The 24,110-nt window shown below is 71.2% G+C and carries 26 protein-coding genes; 9 read left to right on the top strand and 17 right to left on the bottom strand.

The window, feature by feature from the left end:
• Positions 1-217: 217 nt before the first annotated feature.
• Positions 218-433 (bottom strand): hypothetical protein, encoded by a 216-nt coding sequence (locus tag Q1A98_RS18885; RefSeq protein WP_299576303.1) that lies wholly within the window; start codon positions 431-433, stop codon positions 218-220.
• A 112-nt stretch (positions 434-545) separates the two neighbouring features.
• On the bottom strand, positions 546-773 hold the full coding sequence (locus tag Q1A98_RS18880) for a BldC family transcriptional regulator (RefSeq protein ID WP_299576301.1): 228 nt from the start codon (positions 771-773) through the stop codon (positions 546-548).
• A 156-nt stretch (positions 774-929) separates the two neighbouring features.
• Here Q1A98_RS18880 and Q1A98_RS18875 point away from each other — a divergent pair, with 156 nt between their 5' ends.
• From Q1A98_RS18875 to Q1A98_RS18850, 6 genes are all read left to right on the top strand, one after another.
• Entirely contained in the window at positions 930-1,283 is a 354-nt protein-coding gene (locus Q1A98_RS18875; RefSeq protein WP_299576298.1) for a DUF4229 domain-containing protein, read from the top strand.
• A complete protein-coding gene (locus Q1A98_RS18870) occupies positions 1,280-2,398 on the top strand; it encodes a PLP-dependent cysteine synthase family protein (protein WP_299576296.1) in 1,119 nt (372 codons plus the stop codon). The genes Q1A98_RS18875 and Q1A98_RS18870 overlap by 4 nt, the downstream gene beginning before the upstream one ends.
• 53 nt (positions 2,399-2,451) lie before the next feature.
• On the top strand, positions 2,452-3,084 hold the full coding sequence (locus tag Q1A98_RS18865; protein ID WP_299576561.1) for an ABC transporter ATP-binding protein: 633 nt from the start codon (positions 2,452-2,454) through the stop codon (positions 3,082-3,084).
• The gene (locus tag Q1A98_RS18860; RefSeq protein WP_299576294.1) at positions 3,081-5,675 is read left to right on the top strand and encodes an FtsX-like permease family protein; all 2,595 of its coding nucleotides are present in this window, start codon (positions 3,081-3,083) and stop codon (positions 5,673-5,675) included. Before Q1A98_RS18865 ends, Q1A98_RS18860 begins: the two co-directional genes overlap by 4 nt.
• 211 nt (positions 5,676-5,886) lie before the next feature.
• Positions 5,887-6,108, top strand: a complete 222-nt coding sequence (locus tag Q1A98_RS18855; protein WP_299576292.1) for a helix-turn-helix domain-containing protein — start codon at positions 5,887-5,889, stop codon at positions 6,106-6,108.
• A 1-nt stretch (position 6,109) separates the two neighbouring features.
• Complete coding sequence (locus Q1A98_RS18850) at positions 6,110-6,925, top strand: Clp protease N-terminal domain-containing protein (RefSeq protein WP_299576290.1); 816 nt, start codon at positions 6,110-6,112, stop codon at positions 6,923-6,925.
• A gap of 61 nt (positions 6,926-6,986) precedes the next feature.
• On the opposite strand, the gene Q1A98_RS18845 is transcribed toward Q1A98_RS18850, so the two are convergent.
• Positions 6,987-7,862, bottom strand: coding sequence for a 1,4-dihydroxy-2-naphthoate polyprenyltransferase (locus Q1A98_RS18845; protein WP_299576288.1), 876 nt, complete (start codon positions 7,860-7,862; stop codon positions 6,987-6,989).
• A 98-nt stretch (positions 7,863-7,960) separates the two neighbouring features.
• Here Q1A98_RS18845 and Q1A98_RS18840 point away from each other — a divergent pair, with 98 nt between their 5' ends.
• Positions 7,961-11,203, top strand: a complete 3,243-nt coding sequence (locus Q1A98_RS18840) for a BTAD domain-containing putative transcriptional regulator (RefSeq protein ID WP_299576286.1) — start codon at positions 7,961-7,963, stop codon at positions 11,201-11,203.
• Here the strand turns inward: Q1A98_RS18840 and Q1A98_RS18835 are convergent, their stop codons facing one another.
• Both Q1A98_RS18835 and Q1A98_RS18830 read right to left on the bottom strand, forming a co-directional pair.
• Complete coding sequence (locus Q1A98_RS18835; RefSeq protein WP_299576284.1) at positions 11,204-12,040, bottom strand: ABC transporter permease; 837 nt, start codon at positions 12,038-12,040, stop codon at positions 11,204-11,206.
• Entirely contained in the window at positions 12,037-13,020 is a 984-nt protein-coding gene (locus Q1A98_RS18830; RefSeq protein ID WP_299576281.1) for an ATP-binding cassette domain-containing protein, read from the bottom strand. The genes Q1A98_RS18835 and Q1A98_RS18830 overlap by 4 nt, the downstream gene beginning before the upstream one ends.
• Positions 13,021-13,569: 549 nt before the next feature.
• On the opposite strand from Q1A98_RS18830, the gene Q1A98_RS18825 reads away from it, so the two are divergent.
• Positions 13,570-14,781 (top strand): LCP family protein, encoded by a 1,212-nt coding sequence (locus Q1A98_RS18825; protein WP_366943482.1) that lies wholly within the window; start codon positions 13,570-13,572, stop codon positions 14,779-14,781.
• Between the two features lie 15 nt (positions 14,782-14,796).
• Here the strand turns inward: Q1A98_RS18825 and Q1A98_RS18820 are convergent, their stop codons facing one another.
• The 4 genes from Q1A98_RS18820 to Q1A98_RS18805 all read right to left on the bottom strand — a co-directional run bounded on the left by Q1A98_RS18820 (position 14,797) and on the right by Q1A98_RS18805 (position 18,081).
• On the bottom strand, positions 14,797-15,060 hold the full coding sequence (locus Q1A98_RS18820) for a LuxR C-terminal-related transcriptional regulator (RefSeq protein ID WP_299576279.1): 264 nt from the start codon (positions 15,058-15,060) through the stop codon (positions 14,797-14,799).
• A gap of 133 nt (positions 15,061-15,193) precedes the next feature.
• Positions 15,194-16,252, bottom strand: coding sequence for a hypothetical protein (locus Q1A98_RS18815; protein WP_299576277.1), 1,059 nt, complete (start codon positions 16,250-16,252; stop codon positions 15,194-15,196).
• A gap of 4 nt (positions 16,253-16,256) precedes the next feature.
• The gene (locus Q1A98_RS18810; protein WP_299576275.1) at positions 16,257-17,492 is read right to left on the bottom strand and encodes an ATP-binding protein; all 1,236 of its coding nucleotides are present in this window, start codon (positions 17,490-17,492) and stop codon (positions 16,257-16,259) included.
• A 1-nt stretch (position 17,493) separates the two neighbouring features.
• On the bottom strand, positions 17,494-18,081 hold the full coding sequence (locus Q1A98_RS18805) for a LuxR C-terminal-related transcriptional regulator (protein WP_366943481.1): 588 nt from the start codon (positions 18,079-18,081) through the stop codon (positions 17,494-17,496).
• A 242-nt stretch (positions 18,082-18,323) separates the two neighbouring features.
• On the opposite strand from Q1A98_RS18805, the gene Q1A98_RS18800 reads away from it, so the two are divergent.
• Positions 18,324-18,974 (top strand): nitroreductase family protein, encoded by a 651-nt coding sequence (locus Q1A98_RS18800; RefSeq protein WP_299576271.1) that lies wholly within the window; start codon positions 18,324-18,326, stop codon positions 18,972-18,974.
• Positions 18,975-18,984: 10 nt separating this feature from the next.
• Here Q1A98_RS18800 and Q1A98_RS18795 read toward each other — a convergent pair whose 3' ends face one another.
• The 8 genes from Q1A98_RS18795 to Q1A98_RS18760 form a co-directional block, all read right to left on the bottom strand.
• Complete coding sequence (locus Q1A98_RS18795; RefSeq protein ID WP_299576269.1) at positions 18,985-19,131, bottom strand: hypothetical protein; 147 nt, start codon at positions 19,129-19,131, stop codon at positions 18,985-18,987.
• Between the two features lie 70 nt (positions 19,132-19,201).
• A complete protein-coding gene (menE, locus tag Q1A98_RS18790; protein WP_299576557.1) occupies positions 19,202-20,332 on the bottom strand; it encodes an o-succinylbenzoate--CoA ligase in 1,131 nt (376 codons plus the stop codon).
• A 29-nt stretch (positions 20,333-20,361) separates the two neighbouring features.
• Complete coding sequence (locus Q1A98_RS18785; protein ID WP_299576268.1) at positions 20,362-20,691, bottom strand: DUF3349 domain-containing protein; 330 nt, start codon at positions 20,689-20,691, stop codon at positions 20,362-20,364.
• A gap of 115 nt (positions 20,692-20,806) precedes the next feature.
• Positions 20,807-21,112, bottom strand: coding sequence for a DUF3349 domain-containing protein (locus Q1A98_RS18780; protein ID WP_299576266.1), 306 nt, complete (start codon positions 21,110-21,112; stop codon positions 20,807-20,809).
• Positions 21,112-21,396, bottom strand: a complete 285-nt coding sequence (locus Q1A98_RS18775) for a hypothetical protein (RefSeq protein WP_299576264.1) — start codon at positions 21,394-21,396, stop codon at positions 21,112-21,114. The genes Q1A98_RS18780 and Q1A98_RS18775 overlap by 1 nt, the downstream gene beginning before the upstream one ends.
• 27 nt (positions 21,397-21,423) lie before the next feature.
• Entirely contained in the window at positions 21,424-22,659 is a 1,236-nt protein-coding gene (locus Q1A98_RS18770) for an inorganic phosphate transporter (protein ID WP_299576262.1), read from the bottom strand.
• 136 nt (positions 22,660-22,795) lie between these two features.
• Positions 22,796-23,188, bottom strand: coding sequence for a VOC family protein (locus Q1A98_RS18765; protein WP_299576260.1), 393 nt, complete (start codon positions 23,186-23,188; stop codon positions 22,796-22,798).
• Positions 23,189-23,205: 17 nt separating this feature from the next.
• Complete coding sequence (locus Q1A98_RS18760; RefSeq protein ID WP_299576258.1) at positions 23,206-23,997, bottom strand: RsiV family protein; 792 nt, start codon at positions 23,995-23,997, stop codon at positions 23,206-23,208.
• Positions 23,998-24,110: the final 113 nt, after the last annotated feature.

Below are 24,110 nucleotides of genomic sequence, written 5' to 3'. Positions count from 1 at the left end.
CTGGTTGTTGTCGCATCCGAGACGGAGCACGTCCCGCATGTTTGACGAACTCTACCGCCCGTCGAGCTTTTTGCGGAGTGTGATCAACCACTGATGTAACGGTTCGGGATCCGCATCCGCGCCGTTCGCCAGCACAACAAAACAGCTGGTCAGACGAATGCCCGATTCGGACGCCGCGTCCTCGGACACGGGGAGCGGGAACCCTGCGACCGGAGCGTCAGGAGGCGGTGGGCGCCTGGGGGTCGTCGCCCTGATCGGCGTCGTGGCCACCGGTGCGACGACGCTCCTTGCCGAGGTCCCAGAGGAAGTCGGCGTCGTCGTCGGGGCCGATGGGACCGCGCCGTGTGGACGGCATGTCCTGCTCCGGTTTGAAGGCGCGCCACACCAGATAAGCGACCCCGACTGCCACCACGAACGCGATCACAAAGACCACCGAACACCTCCACTACCCGTTGCTCCAGGGTACGCGAGTCGGTGCGCCGACCGTCGGACGCGAGACGGACCCCGACCGTGGTGGTCGAGGTCCGTCCGGCAGGTGTGGATGGTCAGTCGGTGCGCCGGTTCAGCAGGGCGACGACGTCGGCCTCGCGGAAGCGACGGTGGCCGCCCGGGGTGCGGATGGCGCCCAGGAGGCCCGAGCTGGCCCAGCGGGCGACGGTCTTGGGGTTCACGTTGAACATCGCGGCGACCTGACCCGGGGTCAGCGTGTGCTGGCTGGCCAGCCGCGGGGTGATCATCGACGGGGTCCCAGAGATCGGGTGAGCTGCGGTCATGATGCCTCCAGATGCAGGGGTCGAACGATGGGTTCACGTCCGGACTCCGTCATGGTTACACCCGAAATGCCAGGTGTTCGAACCGTCAGGGGCTGGTAAACCAACAGTAAAAATCGGACATCGCGGGCGCCGAAGGCCGCGTCGTAGGCTTGCGGGGTGAGCGAGACCCCTGATCAGACCCCGTCCCCCGACCGGCCGCAGGACGCTCCCCGCCCGGGTGCGGGTGGGCGCCTCGCCTCCGCGCTGGCCGTCTACACCGTCGTGCGGCTCGCCCTCGTCGTGGTGATCGCCGCGATCATCTACGGGATCGGCAAGCTCGCCGGCGCCGACGTCCCGATCCTGGTGGCAGCCATCTTCGCGGTGATCATCGCGCTGCCGCTGGGGATGGTGGCGTTCAAGTCGCTGCGCCTACGGGTCAACGCCGCCATCGCCGAGGTCGACGAGGACCGTCGGCTCAAGCGGGAGGCGCTGCAGTCGCGCCTGCGGGGTGAGTCGGGCTCACGCCCGTGACGTCCGTCGGGGTCGGGACGTGGACCGACCACCGCACCGACCGGTCCTGGACGCAGAACGCGATCCGCCTCATCGAGGCCGACGCGACCCGCAGCGCCGACACCCACCTGCTGCGGTTCCCGTTGCCGGCGTGGGCCGAGGCGTCGGGCGGCGTGGACCTCTACCTCAAGGACGAGAGCACCCACATCACCGGCTCGCTGAAGCACCGGCTGGCGCGGTCGCTGTTCCTCTACGCGCTGTGCAACGGCTGGATCCGCCCGGGTGCGCCGGTGGTCGAGGCGTCGTCGGGCTCGACGGCGGTCTCGGAGGCGTACTTCGCCGCACTCGTCGGCGTCCCGTTCGTGGCGGTGATGCCGCGCACCACTTCGCCGGCCAAGATCGCGCTCATCGAGCGACAGGGCGGGCAGTGTCACTTCGTCGACGCCGCATCCGAGGTCTACACCGCCGCAGCCGATCTCGCCCTCCGTACGGGCGGGCACTTCATCGACCAGTTCACGATGGCCGAGCGCGCCACCGACTGGCGGGGCAACAACAACATCGCCGAGTCGATCTTCGGGCAGCTCGCCGACGAGCGGCACCCGGTGCCGACGTGGATCGTCGTCGGCGCCGGGACCGGGGGCACCTCGGCCACCATCGGCCGCTACATCCGCTACCGCCGGCACCCCACGTGGTTGGCCGTCGTCGACCCCGAGAACTCCGTGTTCGCACCGGCATATGCGACCGGTGACCCGACCGTCTCGTCGCCGGTGGGGTCGCGGATCGAGGGGATCGGCCGCCCCCGTGTCGAACCGTCGTTCGTGTCCCAGGTGATCGACGCGATGGTCACCGTCCCCGACGCAGCGTCGGTCGCGACCGCCCGCCTCGTCAGCGAGGTGCTCGGCCGTCGCGTCGGCGGATCCACCGGCACCAACATGTGGGGCGTGTTCGGTCTCGTCGCGCAGATGGTCGCGGCGGGCCGCGCGGGCAGCGTCGTCACACTTCTCTGCGACGCGGGAGACCGCTACGCCGACACCTACTTCGACGACGCCTGGGTCGCCGCGCAGGGCATGTCGCTCGACCGGCCACGGCAGATCCTCGACGCCTTCTGGCACGACGGTTCCTGGCCGGCGTCGTGAGCGAACCGGGGGGAGTGGCGATCGAGGCGACCGACCTCGTCCGCGAATACCGCATGGGCGATCAGACGGTCCGCGCGCTCGACGGGTTGACGCTGCGGCTCGACGCCGGTCAGTTCGTCTCGGTGGTCGGGCCGTCGGGGGCGGGCAAGTCCACGCTGCTGCACGTGATGGGTGCGCTCGACGTCCCCGACTCGGGCCGGATCCAGGTGGACGGCAGCGACATCACCGCCATGGACGACGACGAGCTGTCGACGTTCCGGCGCCGACGCGTCGGGTTCGTCTTCCAGTTCTTCAACCTCGTGCCGACGCTGTCGGCGTGGGAGAACGTCGCCCTGCCCCGCCTGCTCGACGGGACACCGTTGCGGCGCAGTCGATCCGACGCGGAGGCTCTGCTCGACCGCGTCGGCCTCGGCCATCGTGCGTCGCATCGACCCGGCGAGCTGTCGGGCGGACAGATGCAGCGGGTCGCCATCGCGCGGTCGCTCATCATGGGTCCGCGGATCGTCCTCGCCGACGAGCCCACCGGCAACCTCGACTCGCAGACCGGCGCGGCCATCCTCGACCTGCTCGGTGAGGTCGCCCGCGACGGTGCGGGCCGGCTCGTCGTGATGGTCACCCACGACGCCGCCGCGGCGACCGTCGCCGACCGGACCCTGATCGTCCGCGACGGGCGCATCGAGTCGTGACCATCCGCACCCGGGCGACGACGCAGACGCCCGTGCCGACCTCGCCGATCGGTCGAGTCGCCGCCGCGCTCGGTCGGCTGCGGGTGCTCAACCTCCGGGAGACGCGGACGCACCGGCTGCGGCTGATCACCTCGCTGCTGGTCATCGCGGTGTCGTCGTTGCTGCTGGTGGCCGTGCTGAGCACCTACGGCTCCATCACGGAATCGGTGTCGCGGCTGTCGGCGACCATCGCCGGCGACGCCGACCTCGACGTCGGCGCGATCGGGGACGCGGGCATCGACGCGTCGCTGGTCGGCGAGATCCGCCGCGGCGTGCCGCAGGCGCAGACCGTCGCACCGATCGTGCGGTCGTCGGCGACGCTCGGGACCGGCGACGAGCGTGTCTCCGTCCTCGGCGCCGACACATCGGCGCTCGGACTCGGCGGTGCGTTGCGATCGGTGCTCACCTCTGACGGGGGCGGGTCGGCCCAGCAGTTCGACCCGTCGACCTCGGTGGCCGTGGGCCCGGGCCTCGGGCTGTCGCAGGGACAGCGGATCCGGGTCGGCGGTGTCGAGGTGACCGTCGCGACCGTCGTGCGATCCGCTGCCGCCCGGCCGATCGCGAACGGACGGTTCGTCGCGGCGTTCCTGCCCCTGGCGCAACGCATCACCGGCGAGACCGGCCGCGTCGACTCGATCCTCGTCGCCGCCCGCCCCGGGGTGTCCACCGACGACCTGCGGTCGCGCGTCGAGGCGGTCGTGGAGGGACGCGCCGTCGTCAACGACCCCGACTACCGCGCCGCGCAGGTCGCCACGGCGAGCGCCGTCACCCGCGACTCGACGCTGCTGGTCGCGCTGATCTCGGTCGTCATCGCGGCGTTCCTGGTGTTCAACACCATGACGATGGCGGTCGCGTCACGCCGACCGGTCCTCGCGATGGTGCGCGCGATCGGTGGCCGACGCGGGCCGCTGGTCCGCGACCTCATCGCCGAGGCCGGCGTGATCGGGGCCGTCGGCGGTCTCATCGGTGTGCCGCTGGGGATGCTCGCCGGGCGGTGGATCATCGGGCGCCTGCCGTCGGCCAACATCGACCGCGTCGGCGCCACCGTCACCTACTCGCTGTCCTGGTACGCGCCCGTCGTCGCGATCGTGGCGTGCGTCCTCGCCTGCGCCGCAGCCAGTCTGCTCGCCGCGCGATCGGTGCTGCGGCTGTCGCCGGTGGAGGCGATGTCGCCCGCGCAGGCCGACGAGCGGTCGAGGGGATCGCTGCGGCTCGAGGTGGTCGCCGGCGCCGCCGGCCTGGCCCTCATCGGGATCGGGTGGCTCATCGCGTACACGGTCACCGGCCGGGCCGTGTTCTCCGCCGCGGTGCTCTCGAGCATCGGCGGTCTGCTCGTGTTCTTCGGCCTCACACGGCCGATCGTGGCGGCGATCGTCGGGCTGGTGCGGCGGTTCGGCGGTCCGGGTCAGCTCGCGGCCGTCACCGCCGAACGCACCCCGCGTCGCGTGTGGACCACCGCCATGACCGTCGCGGTCGCGGTGTCGGTCGGCATCGGCACGTCGGGGGCGATGAACGACCTGATCGGGTCGGTGTCCGGCGCGCTCGACGGCATCGGCGACCCGGACCTGTACGTCTCCACCCAGCCCGTCAGCGACATCCCCGCCGGTCCCGTCCTCGATCCCGCTGTGCGGGAGGCGGTCTCGACCGTCCCGGGAGTCTCGCGGGTCGTCGGGGGACAGTGGGCCTACATCAATCTCGGTGCCGCACGGGTCGTCGTGCAGGGTCTGACCCGGGGGGTGCAGTCGCCGTTCGTGAAGCGGGCCGCGCCCGACGTCGTCCAGCGGACCATCGCGGGCGACGGCATCGTCCTGTCGAAGGTGCTCTCGGCGACGGTGAAGAAGGGCGTCGGCGACGAGGTCCGGCTCGCCACCCCCGTCGGCTACCGGACGCTGCGGGTGCTGCAGGTCGTCGACTACCCGGCCATCGAGTCCGGCACCGCGGCCATGTCGTTCGATCTGATCCAGGAGTGGTTCCAGCGTCAGGGCGACACGTTCCTGCAGGTGACCGTCGCGCCCGGCGCGGATCCGTCGACAGTGCGCGCAGCGGTGACCCGCGCCGCGCAGGATGCGACGGCAGGCACACCCGGGGCGGTGCGGCCGTATGTGTACTCCGGCCCGGAGACCCTCGACGCGACTCGCGCCTCCGTCGAGCAGTCGGGGCAGTTCACCATCGCCATCCAGTGGATCGTCGCGATGGTCGCGGCCATCGCGCTGCTGAACACCCTGCTGCTGTCGGTGATCGAACGGCGGCGGGAGATCGGCGTGCTCCGCGCGATGGGGGCGTCGCGCCGGTTCGCGTCGCGGATGGTCGTGGCGGAGGCCGCCGGGATCGCGGGCGTCGGCGCGGTGCTCGGTGTCGCGAGCGGCGAGCTGCTCCACGCCATCAGCGACCAGGTGCTCGGCGTGACCACCGCGGTGTCCATCAGCTACCAGCCGCAGCTGTTCACCGTCGTCTACGTCGCGGCGGCGTTCCTGCTGTGCGTCGTCGGTGCCGTGGTCCCGGCCCTGCGCGCCGGCCGTCTCACCATCGTCGACGCCATCGCCGACGAGTAGATCCACGGCACACCCGCCACCCCTCACCCCTCACCCCCACCCGTCGAGTGGGCGGCTGGAGGCGTCGAGTGGGCGGCGGGAGGCGTCGAGTGGGCGGAGGTGCCCAGTCGATCTCGCCGCGCGCCCACTCGACGTCTCCGCGCGCCCACTCGACGAGGTGGTCGTCAAGAAACATTGACAACGGCTGGACTGTCAACATAACCTGACAGCCATGCACGGCGACAACGACGACATCACCACCGCAGCCGCCAGTACGGACCCCGCTCAGGGGCTCGCCGCGGTCCGGGCTCTCCGGACGCTCGCCGACCGCCTCGAGGAGGTCCAGGTCGGCAACGCGCGGGAGCAGGGATGGAGTTGGCAGGCGATCGCCGAGGTCCTCGGGATCAGCCGCCAGGCCGTGCATCAGAAGCACTCGACCCCGAAGGGACACTGACATGTTCGACCACATGAACCGCGAGAACAGGCACATCCTGTCCTTCGCCATGGAAGAGGCCGCCGACCTCGGGCACGCCCAACTCGGCACCGATCACCTGATCCTGGGCATGCTCTGCAACGCCCGCAGCGACGTGTACGCGCTGCTCACCGAGCAGGAATTCACCCTGGCCGCCGCCCGTGACACCGTCCGCGAGATCCACGGCGACGACGACGGCGCCGCGACGGCCTCTGCCGAGTCCGACGCCGAACAGGTCGACGAGGACCGCGAGGCGCTGAAGTCCGTCGGCATCGACCTCGACAAGGTCGCCGACGCCATCAAGCGCGCCTTCGGCACCGACATCACCGACGGCTGGTCCCAGCGCGGACCGGAGCGTCGCGGTCGGGGCGGGCCGCATCGCCGTCATGATCACCACGGCCGCGACCACCACGGCCACGACCGCGATCACCGTCGCGGACGTGGCGGACCGTGGGACGGCCCCGACTGCGGCCCGGGCGGACGACGCGGCCCCGGCGCCTGGGGCGACGACGAGGCGTGGGAGGCCGGCCCGTGGCAACAGGGCCGGGGACGACGCGGCCCGCGTGGTCGCGGCGGCCCCTGGGGCCGACCGCGGTTCTCCGCCTCGGCCCGCGCCGCGCTCGGTGAGGCCGTGCGGATCTGTCGCGAGTCCGCGACCGACGACGAGCGCGGTGGCCGGCTGCGCGCCGAGCACGTCCTGCTCGGCATCCTGGCCGTCGGCGACGAGCAGTCACGTCGACTGATCGAGTCCGTCACCACCGTCGACCGCCTCCGCGAGGCGCTCACCGCCGCCGTCTGATCCGGCCCGGTCCGATCACGCAGTGTGTGGTCCCTGCACCCGCCCTCGGCGGGTGCAGGGGCTACACGCTCGCGGCGACGAGGCCGGCGAACGTCCCCACCGACCACGCCACCATCGCGAGTCCGGTCTGGGCGAGGGCGGGGATCAACGCCATGCCCTGCGCCCCCGATCGCACGGGTGCGTTCGCACGGACCGCCAGCGGGACCGCGACGAGTCCGAGCAGCGCCCACGGCGTCGCGGCGACGAGGACCAGTGTCGCGACCGTCGGGACCGCGAGGAGGGCCAGATGGGCAGTGCGCGTGCGGGTGTCACCGAGCCGCACGGCGAGCGTCGTCTTCCCGGTGACCGAATCGCTGGGGATGTCGCGCAGGTTGTTGGCCACCAGCACCGCACTGGAGTAGCAGCCGACGGCGACCGCGGCGACGACGCCCACCCAGTCGATGCGCTCGGCCTGGACGAACTCGGTGCCGAGGACCGCGACGAGCCCGAAGAACACGAACACCGCGACCTCGCCGAATCCCGCGTAGCCGTACGGCTTCGAGCCGCCGGTGTAGAACCACGCGCCGGCGATGCAGACCGCGCCGACGACGATCAGCCACCACGCCGACTCCCATGCGAGCACCACGCCCGCGACCGCCGCGATCCCGAACGCCGCGAACGCCGCCCGCTTCACCGCCGACGGCGCCGCCGCGCCGGATCCGACGAGACGCATCGGGCCGACGCGGTCGTCGTCGGTGCCTCGGATGCCGTCGGAGTAGTCGTTGGCGTAGTTCACGCCGACGATCAGCGACACGGACACGACGAGCGCCAGCAGCGCCTTCCACCACACCGCGCCGTCGAGCCACGCCGCGGCACCCGTCCCGGCGACCACCGGCGCGATCGCATTGGGGAACGTGCGGGGCCGCGCCCCCTCGACCCACTCCTTCGGACTTGCCATGGCGCGATTGTCCCACCCCCCGGCTTACCCTCGATGAACGGATCGACCATGACCGACCGCCGATCCGCTGATCCCGACCCGCCGACGACGAGGACCTCATGACGATCGTGACCATCGGACTCCTCGGTCCGGTCGCGGTCGACACCGGAGACGGGATGCAGACCGTCCCGGGTGCCCGGGCACGTCGGTTGCTCGCAGCCCTCGCCGTCGAGCCCGGTGCCCTGCGGTCGTCCCGAGCGCTCATCGAGACCGTCTGGGACGACGCCCCGCCGCAGTCACCGCAGGCCGCGCTGCACACCCAGGTCTCCCGCCTGCGACAGGCACTTCCCGACGGCGCCCTGCTCGCCGAACCCTCCGGGTACCGACTGCTCGCCGACGCCGTCACGACCGATCTCGCCCGCGCCGACGACCTGCTCGACGCCGGGACCCCGGCCGCGCTCGACGAGGCGATCGGCATGTGGCGGGGCACGCCCGGCGACGACCTCGCCGGACCCCTCGCCGACGCTGTTCGCTCCCGCGCCGACGACCTGCGTCGTCGCATCGACTTCCGGCGCGCGCAGGTCGCCCTCGACGACAGTGACGCCGACACGGCGCGTCGACTCGCCGCGGCGCTGTGCGCGGCCGACCCCCTCGACGAGCCCGCGCACCTGCTGCACATGCAGGCGCTCGCGGCTGCGGGGCGCACGGGCGACGCTCTGGCCGTCTTCGCGCGGATCCGCCGCGCACTGTCGGCGGAACTCGGCGCCGACCCGGGTGCCGAACTCGACGAGCTCCACCGCATCCTGCTCCGGTCGAGCGGGCCCGTCCCCACGGCGGCGCCGGCACCGCCGCCCCTCCGACAGGCCCGTGCCGTCGGCCTGCGCGCCGAGCCCAACCCGCTCCTCGGCCGCGACGACGAGATGGACGACATCGTCACCGCTCTCGGATCCAGTCGCGTGGTCACGGTGACGGGGCCGGGCGGCGCCGGGAAAACCCGTGTGGCGCAGGCGGTCGCGCGAACCGTGCACTCGGCCGGCCGGGACGTCTTCGTCGTCGAACTCGCCTCGGTGCGGTCGGACGAGGACGTCGTCGCCGCCATCGCGGGCGGCGTCGGGGTGGGTGAGAACGACGTCGTCGCCACCAACCGTGGGCGCCTGCCCGTCGGCGATCTCGCGACGCGTGTGGCCGACGCCCTCGGCGGTCGGTCGGTGCTGCTCGTCCTCGACAACTGCGAACAGATCGTCGACGGCGCGGCGCGTGCCGTCGCCGACCTCATCGCCGCGGCCGCCGACGTGACGGTCCTCGCGACGTCCCGCTCGCCGCTCATGATCGCCGGTGAGGTGACACATCGCCTGCGGCCGTTGGCGATCGAGGAGACCACCGCGACGTCGTCACCCGCCGTCGACCTGTTCGTCGCGCGTGCCACCGCCGTCCGTCCCGACGTCACCATCGACCGTGCGCGCATCGCCGACCTGTGTGCGCGCCTCGACGGTCTGCCGCTGGCCATCGAACTGGCGGCGGCGCGGGCACGCAGCATGTCCGTCGCCGACATCGCCGACCTGCTCACGCGACGTCTCACCACCGGTCGGCTCGCGGTGTTCCGGACCGGCGATCGCACGGCGCCACAGCGTCACCGGACGTTGGAGGCGGTCATCGGGTGGAGCTGGGATCTGCTCGACGACGACGCCCGATCCCTGATGCGGACGATGTGCCGCTTCCCGTCGGGCTTCACCGCCGACGCCGCGCACGCTGTGATGGGCGACGTCACCGGCGCCGACTCCGTGCTGGTCGACGACGCACTCGAAGCGCTGGTCGCGCAGTCACTGGTCGGGGTGGACGAGGCCGACGGGCAGACGCGCTACCGGATGCTGGAGATGGTCCGCGAGTTCGGTGACGAGCGGCTGTCCGAGACCGGCGACGCACTCCGCGTCGATGCGGCGATGGTGCGGTGGGCAGAGCGGTTCGCCGGGGACACCCGCGAGCTGTTCGACTCCGGTGACAACCGCTGTGCCGCGGCGGGGGTCACCGCGGAGAGCGGCAACCTCGTGTGGATCCTGCGACGCTGCGTCGACGACGACCCGGACGCCCGACCCGACGGTGCCGTCGACGGCCTGCTCGCGATCTTCCCGGTTCTCGCGGCGAGCTGGGTGGCCCGCGGACTCCACGCGGAGGTGCGGGCTTTCGCCCCGCGCGTGGTCGCGAACCCCCCGCCGCCCGGGCTCGACGACGAAGCGACCCGTGAGAAGTGGCTCGCCGCACTGCTCATGGCGACCGGTCACCTGCTGATGATCCGCCCGGACCTGCGGGCCGTGGCCCGCGGGATGACCGCGCTGCGCGCCGCCCACCGACCGTCCGAGACCCTTACGCGCCCAGCCGATTTCGCGGCCGCCCTGATGCTCAGCCGTCGGCGCTATGCGGGCCTGCGACTCATCACGCGGGGTGTGCGCGCCGACGACCCCGAGGTACGAACGATCGCGTTGTCGCTGCGATCGAACGTCGCGGAGAACCTCGCCGATCTGGATCGGGCCCTGCAGGACTCGCTCGCCGCGCAGGCCCTCGCCGCGTCCCGGGGCAACAGCTGGATACTCGCGATGGGGTCGACCGAGATCGCCGGGATCCACGGTCAGTCGGGCCGATACGCCGAGGCGGCCACGGTCTATCGCGCGTCCGTCGCCGGACTCGAGGATCTCGGTGCCCTCGACGAGTCCCGGCAGGTCCGCTGCTACCTCGTCGCGACGCTCGCCGGACTGGGCCGGATCGACGAGGCCGCCGCCGAGTTCGACACCGTGTCCGGAGGGTGGAAGCCCGGCGACCCGATCCCCACGGGATCCCCGGAGACGGTCGGACTGATGCTCGTCGTCGCGGCCGAACTCGCCTGGCAGCGGGGGGAGCCGGAGACGGCGGCCGAGCTCGGCCTGGCCGTCGCGCGGTTCGTCGTGGGCGAGCACCTGCTGAGCTCGGACCCGTCGTACCTGCTGACGCTCAGCGCGGCGATCGCGTTGGCTGCGACGTGTGGACGCCCCGCGGAGGCGCTGGTCTTCGCGGGGGCGTTGGCGGGGATGGTCGGCGGCCACCATCCCGGTGGCGTCGCGGACCTGCCGCAGTACGGCGCCGCCGCGATCGCGGTCGGCGCGGCACGATGCGCACGGCAGGCCGGGGACCCCGTCGGACGACGCCTGCTGGCCCACGGCATCCGCATCGGTGGGCGACGGGATCACCCTGTGCTGCTGCGTATCGTCGACGATCCCGCGACGGCCGCCGGAGTGGACGCGTCGACGTGGGACGCGACCCTGGCCGACGCGACGAGGATGCCCCGCCGGGACACCGGGCGGGACATCCTCGCGCTGTTGCAGGAGAGGTGATCAGGCGTTGCGCATGTAGGCCCGCACGGTCAGCGGGGCGAAGATCGCGGTGATCACCGCGGCCCCGACCAGCGACCACAGGACGTGGATCCCGACGTGGCCGGTGTTGGTCAGCTCCCGCACCGCGGACACCAGATGCGACACGGGGTTGACCTTGACGAAGGCCTGCAGCCAGCCCGGCATGGTCTCGACGTTCACGAACGCGTTCGAGAGGAACGTCAGCGGGAACAGCAGCATCAGCGAGAAGCCCTGCACCGCAGAGGCGCTCTTCACCAGCATGCCCATCAGCGCCCAGATCCACGACACCGCGAAGCTGCACACCAGCACGAGGAGCGTGGCACCGAGCAGACCGAGGACCTCGGGGCGCCACCCGATCGCGACGCCGACGACGAACGTGATGATCGTGGCGATGAGGTAGCGCAGGACGTCGGCGAGCAGCGCACCGGCCAGCGGGCTCACCCGCGCGATCGGGAGCGCCCGGAAGCGGTCGAAGACACCCTTGTTCATGTCCTCCCGGAGCTGGGTGCCGGTGACGACCGACGTCGTGATCACCGTCTGCACGAGGATGCCGGGGATGATGACCGGCAGGTACGCCGAGACGCTGCCGGCGAGCGCGCCGCCGAAGATGTAGGTGAACATCAGCGTGAAGATGACGGGCTGCAACACGACGTCGAACAGCTGCTCGGGGTTGTGGCGGATCTTGAGCATCCCGCGGTAGCCCATGGTGAACGACTGCGCGACGGTGGCCGCGAGGCCGACGGTGCGCGGTGGGTCGGACACCCGCGCGGCGAGGGAGGTCTGGTCGGGCGTGGCGGGGGACAGGGTGGCGGTGCTCATGCTGCGGTCTCCTCGGTGGTGTCGGGTGCGGGGTTGCCGGTGATGGTCATGAAGACCTCGTCGAGGCTGGGTTTGGCGACGGCGAGTTCGCTGACGGCGATCTGCGCCTCGACGAGTGCCGTCATCACGGCGCCGACGCGGTCGGGCTGGGGCAGTGGCGCAGTCACGCGGCCGGCCTCGGGCGAGAGCAACGCCGGTTCGCCGAGGACACGTTCGACGAGGGCCGTCACCGCGGGCGCGTCGTCGCGGTCGGTGGGGCGCACGATCAGCGAGTTGGCGCCGACGGAGTCCTTCAGCTCGTCGGCGGTGCCGTCGGCGATCTTGCGGCCCCGGTCGATGACGGCGATGCGGTCGGCGAGTTGATCGGCCTCGTCGAGGTACTGCGTCGTCAGCAGCACGGTTGATCCCTGCGCGACGAGACGGCGGATGGTGTCCCACATCTGCGCGCGGGTGCGAGGGTCCAGACCGGTGGTCGGCTCGTCGAGGAACAGCAGCGGTGGGGTCGAGATGAGGCTGGCCGCCAGGTCGAGGCGTCGCCGCATGCCGCCGGAGAACTCGGAGAGGGGTCGGGTGGCGGCCTCCTCGAGGCCGAACTCCTCGAGCAGCTCCGTCGCCTTCATGCGCGCCTGGGTGCGGCCGAGGCCGAGGAGGCGGGCGAACACGATGAGGTTCTCGCGGGCCGTCAGCGTCTCGTCGACCGACGCGTACTGACCGGTGACGCCGATCAGCGAGCGGACGGCGACGGGCTCGGCGACCACGTCGTGGCCGAAGATGCGCGCCGAACCGCCGTCGGGGCGCAGCAGCGTCGCGAGCATGCGGACCGTGGTGGTCTTGCCGGCACCGTTGGGTCCGAGGACGCCGTAGACGGAACCTGTGGGGACGAGGAGGTCGACGCCGTCGACCGCGCGGGTGGATCCGAACGTCTTGACGAGGTCGCGGGCGTCGATCGCCGGGGCCTGCGTCGCTGTGGGCTTGGTCATGGGGACGACTCTGCGCCGCGCCCCTGTCGTGACGCTGTCGTCGTCTGTCGTCGTCTGTTGTCGGGTGTCGCGGCCCGCCGTCCCGCCCGTCCGTTGGGCTCTAGGAACCGTTCGTTGGGCAGCAGGAACCGTCTGTTGGGCGGCAGGAACAACCTGGTGGGCAGTCGGGACGGGGCCGGTGCTCCAACTGCCCAACGAACGGCTCCGGCCGCCCAACGAACGGTTCCGAGCGCCCAACGAACGGCTCCCAGCGCCCAACAGACGGGTGAAAAGCGCTGTACGCGGGGGTTTTCCGTTTCGCCCGTGTCGTGAGGCCGCTCTCAGAGCGTTCTCAGCGACATCTGCCTATGGTGACCGGCGATGCCGCCGTCCCCGCCCCCACCTCGCCGACCCACCGCCGGCGAGTTGGTGCGTGCCCGGCAGGCGCGCGATGGCGGTGTCCCCGACCTGACCGAGGGATATTCGTCTGCCCGCTCCATGCGGAGCTCCCGCACGAGTCCGACGGATCCCACGCCGCATCGCCGACGCACGCGCAGGCATCGCTCGCCGTTGACCATCCCGCGGGGTGTGGTCGCGGTGATGTCGTGTGCGGTCCTCGTCGCGTGCGGGGTCGGCTGGGCCGGGGCGCGTCAGGTGAGCGGGGGCTTCCACACCTCGAATGCCCTCGCCGACGCGCCGAAGTCTCGCGACGGGGCCGAGAACATCCTGCTGATGGGCCTCGACACCCGCAACGACCGTGACGGAAACCCGCTGCCGGCGGACGTCCTGGCGCAGCTGCACGCCGGCGACGGCTCGGAGGGCGGCTACAACACGAACACGCTGATCATCATCCACGTCCCGGCCGACGGGAAGCAGATCACGGCGTTCTCCATCCCCCGCGACGACTACGTCACCATGGTCAACCCCGACGGCAGCACCGGCATCGACGGCACCGAGAAGGCGAAGATCAAAGAGGCGTACGGCCGGGCGAAGGCGCAGGAGGAGGACCGGCTGAGCGCGCAGGGCGTCACCGACCCGGTGCAGCTGGAGACGCAGGGACGCGACGCCGGCCGCGCGGAGACCGTGGCGACGGTCCGCGCGCTCACGGGGGTACCCATCGACCGCTTCGCCGAGGTCAGCCTCGTCGGCTTCTACGACATCGCCAAGGCGCTCGGCGGGGTCACCGTCTGCCTCAACCACAGCGTCTCCGACAGCTACTCGGGCGCACACTTCGCCGCGGGCGTCCACAAACTCAACGGCGCGCAGGCACTGGCGTTCGTCCGTCAGCGACACGGCCTCGACAACGGCGACCTCGACCGCACCCACCGGCAGCAGGCGTTCCTGCTCTCGGTGGAGCACGAGCTGCAGTCCTCCGGCGTCTTCTCCGACCTCGGCAAGCTCAGTGCGCTCGTCGACGTCGCCCAGAAGGACGTCGTGTTGTCGTCGGGGTGGAACGTCGTCGACGACGCCCACCAGCTCGGCGACATCGCCGGGCAGTCGGTGACCTTCACGACGCTGCCGGTGCTGCGGTACGACACGGTCGACGAGCAGGACGTGAACATCGTCGACCCCGATGCGATCAAACGGGAGGTGCAGACCGCTTTCGGTATGGCGCCGCCCCCGGTCTCCACCCCCTCGTCGACGACGAGCGTGGCGGACCAGGCCGCTGCGGTGCCGACGAGTCAGGCGTCGTCGGACACCGGCGACGGCGACACCGACAGCACCCCGGACCAGGGAAAGCCGGTCACCACGACCGCGTCCGGGGTCCCCTGCGTCAACTGACGCCGACGGCCGGGATCAGATCTGGTCGAGGTCGACGATGCCGTCCTGCAGCGCGCGGGCGAGCAGTGCGGCCTTCGTCGACGCGGGACGACCGACCGCCTCGTACTTGGTGCGGATCCGCGCGATGTGGGTGTTCACCGTCGACTCGGCGATGAAGAGCTTCTGCCCGACCTCCTCCTTGGAGTCGGCGAGCACCCAGGCCCGCAGGACCTCACGCTCTCGCATGCTCAGGCCGGGATCGGGCAGGTCGACACTCGGGGGTTCGAGCACGGCGGTCATCGTTCTCCTTCGGGGCCCGCCGGTAGCTCGTCTCGCCCGGCGTCGATCGAAGACTAAACCGCGGATCGGACAATCTTCCAGACGCCGAACCCGGTGACCCCCGTTCGGGGATCACTCTTAGCCACAGCAACATTCAGGCAGATGAAGCAGTTGCGCGATGCATCTGACGGCCGGTCTCGTCGAGGTCCAGACGCGCGACGCCGGCGTCGTCGCGGACGATGACAGACGCGACCGCCGCCCGGCCCGGCGGCAGCAGACGGACGCGGACGTCGCCGCCACGGGTCGACTCGAGGGCGCCGACGACGGCGTCGGTCACCCGCGACCGCGCCACCTCGTCGAGACCGTCCGCGCCGCCCGAGTCGTCGAGGAGGACCACCTCCACACCCCGCGCACGGGCCGAGCGGGCCGCGTCGGCGATCGCGGGCAGGTCCAGTCCCGGTGCTCGGAGCCGATCCCGCAGCTGGGCCTCCAGCAGTCGACACGCCAGCCGGTCGGCGTCGTCGAGATCGTCGCCGGCCGCGATGCGGTCCAGCAGCGGCCGGGCCAGTCGGTCCAGTTCGCGCAGTTGGGCATCCCGTTCGAGGCTCGTCGCCTCGGCGGCGGCGAGTTCGGCGCTGCGCCGCCGCCCGGCGTCGCGGAGGTCGAACACGAGCTTCGCACCGGGGCGCAGGGTCAGGCTGAACACGGTCGCCATCGCGAGCGGCCCGAGATCGATGAGGACGTTGCCGATGTTGTCGAGCGGCCCCTCGCCGAGGAGCGTGAACCGCACGACGTAGACGGCGACCATCAGCGCCATCCCGCACCAGGCGCTGCCGGTCCGACCGCGCACGCACATGAACGCGAGCACCATGGTGCCGATCCCGTGCGACCATCCCGACACCGGCGACGGCAGGTCCCGTCCGCACCCGGCGAGGATGATCGCGCACGAGACGCCCGGCGCCGACGCCATCGCGCCGGCGGCCAGTCGGGGCAACGGGTCACCGGGGACGGCCAACAGGGCGACCGTCGCGCTGCCGGTGATCAGGAGCCCGACGACCATCGCCGACGTGGCGAGGGGTGTCGGTGGGGTGACGTACAGCAGCGCGAACGCCATGCACGCGAGGTAGACGCCGACCACCCATCGTGCTGCGGGCGTGTGCATCCCGATCAGCGCGCGGGCGTCGCGGGGTGTCTCGTCGTCGATCAACAGCATCGGGTCATCGCCGCCACGTGATCGTGACCCGGGTGCCGCGGCCGGGTGTGGAGTCGACGACGGCATCGCCACCGTCGATCTGACGCATTCGCCCGACGATGCTCACCGCGATGCCCAACCGGTGCGGGGCGACGTCGCGCGGCGTGAACCCGCGCCCATCGTCGACGACGGTGATGTCGATCGAGTCAGCCGTCAGACGTGCACCGACCCCGCGCGTCGTCGCCCGGGCGTGTCGGAGGCTGTTGCGCACGGCCTCTCCGGTCGCCGCGGTGATGGTCTGCACGGCGACGGCGGGGTAAGCGACGTCAGCGGTCTCGGAGGCGATCCGGATGTCGGCGTGCACCCCGTCGTCGAGGTCGGTGAGCGCCGCGCGGAGTCGTCGCGCGGCCGTTGCCGCGGACACGGTCTCGTCGGGCGTGGACGGCACCGCGATCTCGGCGAGGTCGTCGAGGGTACGGCGGGCCAGCGCTCGCACGTCGTCGGTCGCGCCCATGCGAGATGCGCCGAGCAGCGTCGCCATGACGCCATCGTGGGTGAGCGCGTCGAAACGGGCCCTCTCGGCGGTGCGGGCCTGTGCTGCAGCTGTTTCCGCCGCGACCCGGTACGTCGCTGCGCGGGTCTGGTCGAGCACTCGTGCGGTGCGGACACCGATCACCGTGGCGCACACATACGGCATCGAGTACGCGAATGCGAAGGCGAGGTCGGGCAGAGGCGCCACTCGCACGCCGACCTCCTTCACGGGCGTGTTGCACACGACCACGGCCGTGGCGACGACGGCGAGGTACACCAGCGGGCGGATGCCGGGCTGCAGCCCGAGCGCGACCGCCACGAGGCCCATGAACGTCGCGTACCAGAGCCCGGACGCGATGCTGGTGTGCACGCCGGTCCACCCGACCGGGGTGAGCAGCACCGCGACGAGGAACGCGACGGCCGCGATCTGGGTCGTCCACCGGATCCACCGCTGCGACCCGACGATGCCCGCCACCCCGATCGCCAACCCGCTGCCGAACACGGCGATCGGGGCACTGATCGCCCACCACGAGCGCATGAAGGCGAAGGACGCGCCGATGCTCGGGATGCTGATGACCAGATAGGCGAGGTAGCCGGCGCCGACGAAGATGGCGAACTGGCGGGTGATCCGTCGCTCCGCGTCCCCGGCCGTTCCCCGCACCGGCGACGGTGGATCGGTGATCTGGTCTGCGGCGGGGCGAGCGTCGTCGACCGGTGCGGCGGCGACCACGTCAGGAGGCGGAGTCGCGGCGGGGCATCGGCAGGAAGCCGTCCTCGACGGCCCGCTTGTAGAGATCGGTCTTCGTCTTCGCCGGTCGCCCCGCGTTCGAGTACTTGAGCCGGATGCGGTCGAGGTACATGTTGACGGTGTCGACGGCGAGGAAGGTCAGCTCGGCGACGCGGGCGGCGGACTCGCCGGACGCGTACAGCTCCAACACCTCTCGCTGCCGGGGTGAGAGGTCGACGACGAAGGATTCGTCGGAGTCGATGGCGGCCGCCCAGTCCATCGTCGGGACGGGTTCGCCGCGTGCGGCGGTCCGGATGGCCTCGAGGACCACCGCCGCCGGGCTGGACTTCCGGACCACCCCGAGGACGTCGGCCGACGCCGCGGACCGCACCAGGAAGGGGTCCTCGGCGGAGGTGTAGACCAGCGTGTCGATGCCGTGGGCGTGCAGTGCCTCGACGTTCGCGCGCGGTGAGCTGCCGTCGGGCAGACGCAGATCGAGCACGGCGAGAGTCACGCCGTGGGTGGTGGCGAGCAGATCGTCGACGGTGGGTGCGCCGCCGGCGAACTCGAGGTCGTCGGCCGTGCTCAGCATGTGTTCCACGCCGAGGATGGAGATCTCGTGGTCATCGATGACTCCGATGCGAGGGGGTCGGTCCGCCGACTCTGCCACTGATGGGGGTCCCGTCTCGTCCGCTGTTCTGACGACAGCTCCACGTCATCGTGACCGACTGCGGGCGACTCGGCCCGAGAAGATGGCCGACACGACCAGTTTTGTAGTCCGAACAGAGGATCGACCCGGACGCCTGTGCGAAGCCCATCGGTCACGATGGACCCATGACGACACTCGACCTCACCCCGGACGACCTGCTGACGACGACCCGCACCGTACGCAAGCGACTGGATCTCGACCGTCCGGTCGAGATGGACGTCATCCGCGAGTGCCTCGAGATCGCGCTACAGGCGCCGTCGGGGTCGAACCGACAGGGATGGCAGTGGGTGGTCGTCACCGACGCCGAGCAGCGGCGACGCGTCGGCGACATCTACCGCGAGGAGACGCAGCGCTATCTCGACTCGGCGTACGCCGCGGACAAGCTCTTCGCCGATGACGCCGACCGCTCGCAGGTGCAGCAGCGCGTCGGGTCGAGCGTCCGGCACCTCGGCGAGACGATGGGTCAGGTTCCGGTGCTGCTCGTGCCGTGCATCAAGGCCGGCAAGGAACTGCCCGCCGGCAACCAGGCGGGACTGTGGGGGTCACTCCTGCCGGCGGTGTGGAGCTACGCGCTCGCCGCGCGCGCCCGTGGGCTCGGGACCGCGTGGACCACGCTGCACCTCGACCGCCGCGAGCGCGACGTCGCCGAGATCCTCGGCATCCCGGAGGGCTACCACCAGGGCGCGCTCATCCCGACGGCCTACTACACCGGCGAGACGTTCAAGCCCGCCCCGCGCGCACCACTGGACGAGGTCCTGCACGTCGACCGCTGGTGACGGACCCCGCTCACTCCTCCGCGTGCTGCGGGGGCGCGCTGTAGCCCTGGGCGTTCTCGTCGGGTGTCGCGGGGGAGGCGTCCTCCTCGAGCCCGTCGGGCGGCGCGGTGTAGCCGGTCGCGTTCTCCTCGGGTGTGGCGGGATCGCTGTCGGGCACGGTTCCTCCTGGCGTCGACGGGTTCGGCGTCGATGCGACGCCGACTACCCCGTCGTGGGCAACCGAAACGTCAGCGCAGTCCATCCCGCAGGGCGGCGCGGTCGACCTTTCCGGGGCCGCGCAGCGGCAGGGCGTCGACGACGACCACCTCGCGGGGGACGGCGACGCGGTCGAGACGTTCGCGCACGACAGACTGCACCGAATCAGCCCGGACGACGGCGTCTTTCGCGGCGACGACCACGGCGACGACCTTCTCGCCGAGACGCTCGTCGGGCAGGCCGATCACCGCGCACTCGGCGACGGTCGGGTCGGCGAGGACGGCCGCCTCGACGACCTGAGGGACGACGGTCAGGCCGCCGGTGGTGATGGCCTCGTCGGCCCGCCCGACGATGGACAAGACCCCGTCGTCGACGCGGCCGAGGTCGTCGGTGAGGAATTCTCCCGCGCGCGCGAAGGCTGGATGCGCGGGCCGGTTGCGGTAGCCGAGGGCGACCATCGGCCCCGACAGCGCGACACGTCCGACGCCGTCGACCGGCGCGTCGAGCCGGATGTGTACCCCCGACAACGGGATCCCGTCGTAGACGCAGCCGCCGCCGGTCTCGCTCATCCCGTAGGTCCGCACGATGGGCAGCCCCGCGTCGACGGCGCGCGCCTGCAGCGGCGCGGGGGTCGCGGCGCCGCCGACGAGGATGGCGTCGACCTCGCGCAGCGCGGCGACGGCCCGGGCGTCGTCGAGCACCTTCACCAACTGGGTCGGGACGAGCGAGGTGTAGCGCCGCGGACCCTCCATCCGGTTTAGCGCCGCGACGAGATCCGCCGGGTCGAAACCGCCACCGACGTCGATCACCGCCGGCGTGAAACCCGCACGCAGACAGCGCAGGAGCACCTGGAGACCGGCGATGTGGTGGGCGGGTAGCGCCAGCAGCCATCCACCGGGCCCGCCGAGTCGTTCCTCGGTCGCCGCAGCAGACGTGGCGAGGGTCCCTGCGGTGTGCATGGCGCCCTTCGGGACCCCGGTGCTGCCGGATGTCGCGACGACGAGCGCGACGGCGTCGTCGATGGGTTCGCCGGCGGCGAGAGCGGTGGAGAGTCGTTCGGTCTCGCGCGTGTCGTCGGCGGGCACGGGTAGCGCGGCGACGGCGCCGTCGATCACGGCGCGCAGTCGGTCGGTCGCGTCGAGGACCGCCGGGCCCGATCGCAGCGGGAGGGGCTCCAGCAGACGGACAGCGCTCAGCTCGGGTCCGCCTTCGGCGTCTCGATGTCGCAGGTCCAGCCGGCGCCCTCGAGCACCGCTCGGACGCGGTCGATGTCGGCGTCGGCGGGCATCTCGTCGGTCATCTTGGTGATGAGCACGCCGACGTCGACGCGGGTGATGGGTTCGAAATCCGGGTTGGTCGACGCCTCGGTGGCCAGATGGTCGGCGATCTGACCGACCTCTTCGTCGGTGAGCTGTCGGCGCAGCAGCGCGACGAGCGGGATGTAGTCACCGGCCGGCACGCCGTGCGGGTAGCCCGCGCGCAACCAACCGACGATGGAGCGGAGCAGGTGGGAACGGTCCACGACGCCCTCCTCGGTCAGGGAGCGGCGGCGCTGTCTTCTCAGCGCCCGGAAACGGTTGACGGGTAGGAATCGCCAGGATAGTCCTGTCGCCGCTGGTGGTGACGGGTGCGGGCCGCTATTCGGCCGGTTGGGCGAGCGGCCAGCCGACGGAGGCGAGCCGCGAGGCGACCTGGTTGATCTCCTCCGGGTTCGGCTCGGTCTCGATGACCGCGTGGATCGCGCCGCGGATCTGCTCCTCGGTGACGGGGTCGTCGGTGCCGTGCTCCTTGAAGACGGTGAGGATCGCGCGGGTCACCTGCTCCTCGTCGAGCGAGCGCTTCAGGAGCGCGAGCAGCGGGAAGTAGTCCTTGGGCGGGACACCCTCGGGGTAGCCCTGACGGAGCCAGCCCAGGACGGCGTCGAACGTCTTCGCGTCGGCCATCACTTCACCGGCGCGAACGGGAAGAGGTTCACCCCGAAGTGATAGTTGATCGTCGTGCGGGTGATCCACAGGATGCCCAGCAGGATCACGACGCCGATCAGGCCGAACAGGGCGATGCCCACCGCCTTCAGCGCCGGGTTCCCTGAGGTGGTGGTGCCGTCGGCCGCGGTGTCACCGGAGCCGACCGCGAACAGTCGCAGGCCGACGGCGAACAGTGCGGGGAGCCCGGCGCCGAGCACCAGGCCGATGACGAGCACCTTGAAGATGGCCTCGAATTCGTGCATGTCGTCCCCGTTCGGGTTGTCGGTGGGTCAGCGCGAGCCGGCGGTGGCCGCGGGACGGGCTTCGACCTCGGCCGGGATGACCGAGTTCGACGCGTCGTCCCACTCGGCGTTGACGTTGGTGTGGTCGACCTTCTGCTGCTGCGCACGCCAGTACATGAAGCCCGACAGCGCGGCGAGGATCAGGAAGATGACGATCGCCCCGGCGGCACCGCCGACGGCGTTCGCGATGTAGAACGTCGCGGCACCGACCAGCCCGGCGAGCGGCAGGGTGGTCACCCACGCGACGACCATGCGGCCGGCGACGCCCCAGCGGACGGCCGCGCCGGGCTTGCCGACTCCGGAACCGAGGATCGACCCGGTGGCGACGTGCGTGGTCGAGAGGGCCATGCCCGCGGCGCTCGAGGTGAGGATGATCGCGGCCGACGACGCCTCGGCGGCCATGCCCTGCGGCGCCTTGATCTCGACGAGCCCCTTGCCCAGCGTGCGGATGATGCGCCACCCACCGAGGTAGGTGCCGAGCGCGATGGCAACGGCGCAGGACAGGACGATCCAGACCGGCAGGCCCTCGCTCACCGACCCCGCGGAGAGATGGCCGGTCGCGATGAGCGCGAGCGCGATGACACCCATCGTCTTCTGCGCGTCACCGGTGCCGTGGGCCAGCGAGACCAGCGACGCGGTGGCGATCTGGCCGGCGCGGAAGCCGCCCTCCTTGCGGGACTCGGCGATCGACGCGGTGATCTTGTAGATCAGCCAGGTGCCTGCGGCGGCGACGACGAGGGCGATGACCGGTGCCAGCAGCGCGGGGATGACGATCTTGTTCACGATCCCGTCCCAGTTGACGCCCCCGGTGCCGATCGCCGCGATGCCCGACCCGATGAGGCCACCGAAGAGCGCGTGCGAGGAGCTCGACGGCAGTCCGAACAGCCAGGTGAAGAGGTTCCACAGGATGCCGCCGATGAGGCCGGCGAAGATGATCACCAGTGCCTTCTGGGCGTCGAGTCCGCTGACCAGGTCTCCGGCGTCCGCGCCCTTGGTCTGCTGGATCTTCAGGACGTCCTTGGTGATGGTCGCCGCGACCTGCACCGAGAGGAACGCCCCCACCAGGTTGAGGACTGCGGCCAGACCGACGGCGACCTTCGGCTTGAGAGCGCCGGTGGCGATGGAGGTGGCCATCGCGTTGCCGGTGTCGTGGAAACCGTTGGTGAAGTCGAAACCGAGGGCGGTGATCACCAGCAGCACCAGGATCAGCATCTCTGCGCTCATGCCCGAAATCTTCCGCCGCGCATCGGTGGAAGTCCAAACCGGACAGAGCGATTACCTGTTGCTGAGCTGCGGGTTTGTAGTTCCTACAGTCGGCGTTTGCCAATTGTTCATCTTCACGTGGCAGGTGTGCCTCGTACTACCGGTCGTCGTTGCGGGTGTCGCGCCGCAGCGGGTGGTCCGACGGCACCTCGACGACGATGAGCGTGCGCCCGTCGGGATCGTGGATCTGCATCTCGCGCAGGCCCCACGGCTCGGTCCGTGCCTCCCGGTCGATGGTCACGCCGGCGTCGCGGAGCGACCGTTGCGCCGCCTCGATGTCGCGCACCTGCAGCCACAACGAGGTCGACGAGGCGTCGGCGCCGTCGGTGGTGAGGTGCGCGGCCACCTCGATCAGCGTCGATCCCGCGAAGAACACGGTGCCGCCGGGGTATTCACGAGCGATCGCCAGGCCGAGTGCGTCGCGGTAGAACGCCGTCGTCGCCGCGGCGTCGTGCGGGCGGAGCAACACCCGGGCGCTGAGGATCTCCATGGTGTCGTCTTACCCGATCAGCTGCTCAGGACGTCCTGCATCCCGGGAGCGAGGACGTCGGACAGGTCCGACCAGGGAATCGTGATGTCGATGAGGCCGTCGGCGTAGGCGCCGACCTGGTAGTCGCCGAAGTGGATCACCATCCCCTGCGGCGAGGCGGTCCAGTTGGCGAAGTTCTTCTCCGTCGGGGTGATGCCGCTGCGCTCGTAGCGGTCGCCGACAACGGTGGTCGGCAGGATGCGTGCCGCCTCCTGCGAGAGTCTCCGCAATCCCGTGTCGAGGTCGCCGAACGCGTCGGAGAGCGTGATCGGCGTCGCGGTGTCCGTGTCGATGGTGACCGTCGCCAGCAGCGAGTCGCCGTGGGCCCCCGGTGGGTTGGCCGTCCAGTAGCTGATCAGCTCGGCGCTGACGACCCGGCTGCCGATGTGGAACGGGCCGTTGCGGTAGCCGTCCCGGAGCGTGAACGACAGCCCCGAGTAGTCCGCGTCGATCTGGTCCTGCAGCGCCGCGCGCATCGACTGGTTGAACTCGGCGGTCACGGACTGCTTCCCGCCGGCGAGTTGCGGGATGGTGACGTCGTACGACGAGCGATCGGTGCGGCCGGTCACCCGGGTGCTGCTGGCCGTGTAGGCCGCCGCGGCTGCGCTCGAGGACGTTGTCGTCGGTGCCGACGACGGTGAGCGCGTGACGGTCACGACCGTCGTGGGTGTGGTCGGGGTGGTGTCGCCGGCGCCGCCCGACGAGCACGCCGTCAGAGCCGAGGACGTCGACACCACGAGCACGACCGATGCGATCACTGCACGTCTCATGCCTCAGGCATAGCCGCCGCGGGCGTGGGCGACAAGCACACGGCAGGTCCTCGTCGTCCATAAGATGAGTTATGGTGATCCGGGTCTCGGTGCCTCTCAGGGCGTCGGGCATC

The organism is uncultured Williamsia sp., assembly GCF_947494875.1.
GTDB lineage: Bacteria > Actinomycetota > Actinomycetes > Mycobacteriales > Mycobacteriaceae > Williamsia_A.
The sequence above is the reverse complement of the archived record's forward strand: the minus strand, read 5'-3'. Positions and strand labels throughout refer to the sequence as shown.

Excerpts from the sequence above, each read along its gene's own strand:
- Q1A98_RS18880 (WP_299576301.1), bottom strand. The coding sequence starts at position 773 with ATGACCGCAGCTCACCCGATCTCTGGGACCCCGTCGATGATCACCCCG.
- Q1A98_RS18865 (WP_299576561.1), top strand. The coding sequence starts at position 2,452 with ATGGGCGATCAGACGGTCCGCGCGCTCGACGGGTTGACGCTGCGGCTC.
- Q1A98_RS18855 (WP_299576292.1), top strand. The coding sequence starts at position 5,887 with ATGCACGGCGACAACGACGACATCACCACCGCAGCCGCCAGTACGGAC.
- Q1A98_RS18850 (WP_299576290.1), top strand. The coding sequence starts at position 6,110 with ATGTTCGACCACATGAACCGCGAGAACAGGCACATCCTGTCCTTCGCC.
- Q1A98_RS18845 (WP_299576288.1), bottom strand. The coding sequence starts at position 7,862 with ATGGCAAGTCCGAAGGAGTGGGTCGAGGGGGCGCGGCCCCGCACGTTC.
- Q1A98_RS18840 (WP_299576286.1), top strand. The coding sequence starts at position 7,961 with ATGACGATCGTGACCATCGGACTCCTCGGTCCGGTCGCGGTCGACACC.
- Q1A98_RS18835 (WP_299576284.1), bottom strand. The coding sequence starts at position 12,040 with ATGAGCACCGCCACCCTGTCCCCCGCCACGCCCGACCAGACCTCCCTC.
- Q1A98_RS18830 (WP_299576281.1), bottom strand. The coding sequence starts at position 13,020 with ATGACCAAGCCCACAGCGACGCAGGCCCCGGCGATCGACGCCCGCGAC.
- Q1A98_RS18820 (WP_299576279.1), bottom strand. The coding sequence starts at position 15,060 with ATGACCGCCGTGCTCGAACCCCCGAGTGTCGACCTGCCCGATCCCGGC.
- Q1A98_RS18815 (WP_299576277.1), bottom strand. The coding sequence starts at position 16,252 with ATGCTGTTGATCGACGACGAGACACCCCGCGACGCCCGCGCGCTGATC.
- Q1A98_RS18805 (WP_366943481.1), bottom strand. The coding sequence starts at position 18,081 with ATGCTGAGCACGGCCGACGACCTCGAGTTCGCCGGCGGCGCACCCACC.
- Q1A98_RS18800 (WP_299576271.1), top strand. The coding sequence starts at position 18,324 with ATGACGACACTCGACCTCACCCCGGACGACCTGCTGACGACGACCCGC.
- Q1A98_RS18780 (WP_299576266.1), bottom strand. The coding sequence starts at position 21,112 with ATGGCCGACGCGAAGACGTTCGACGCCGTCCTGGGCTGGCTCCGTCAG.
- Q1A98_RS18775 (WP_299576264.1), bottom strand. The coding sequence starts at position 21,396 with ATGCACGAATTCGAGGCCATCTTCAAGGTGCTCGTCATCGGCCTGGTG.
- Q1A98_RS18770 (WP_299576262.1), bottom strand. The coding sequence starts at position 22,659 with ATGAGCGCAGAGATGCTGATCCTGGTGCTGCTGGTGATCACCGCCCTC.
- Q1A98_RS18765 (WP_299576260.1), bottom strand. The coding sequence starts at position 23,188 with ATGGAGATCCTCAGCGCCCGGGTGTTGCTCCGCCCGCACGACGCCGCG.
- Q1A98_RS18760 (WP_299576258.1), bottom strand. The coding sequence starts at position 23,997 with ATGAGACGTGCAGTGATCGCATCGGTCGTGCTCGTGGTGTCGACGTCC.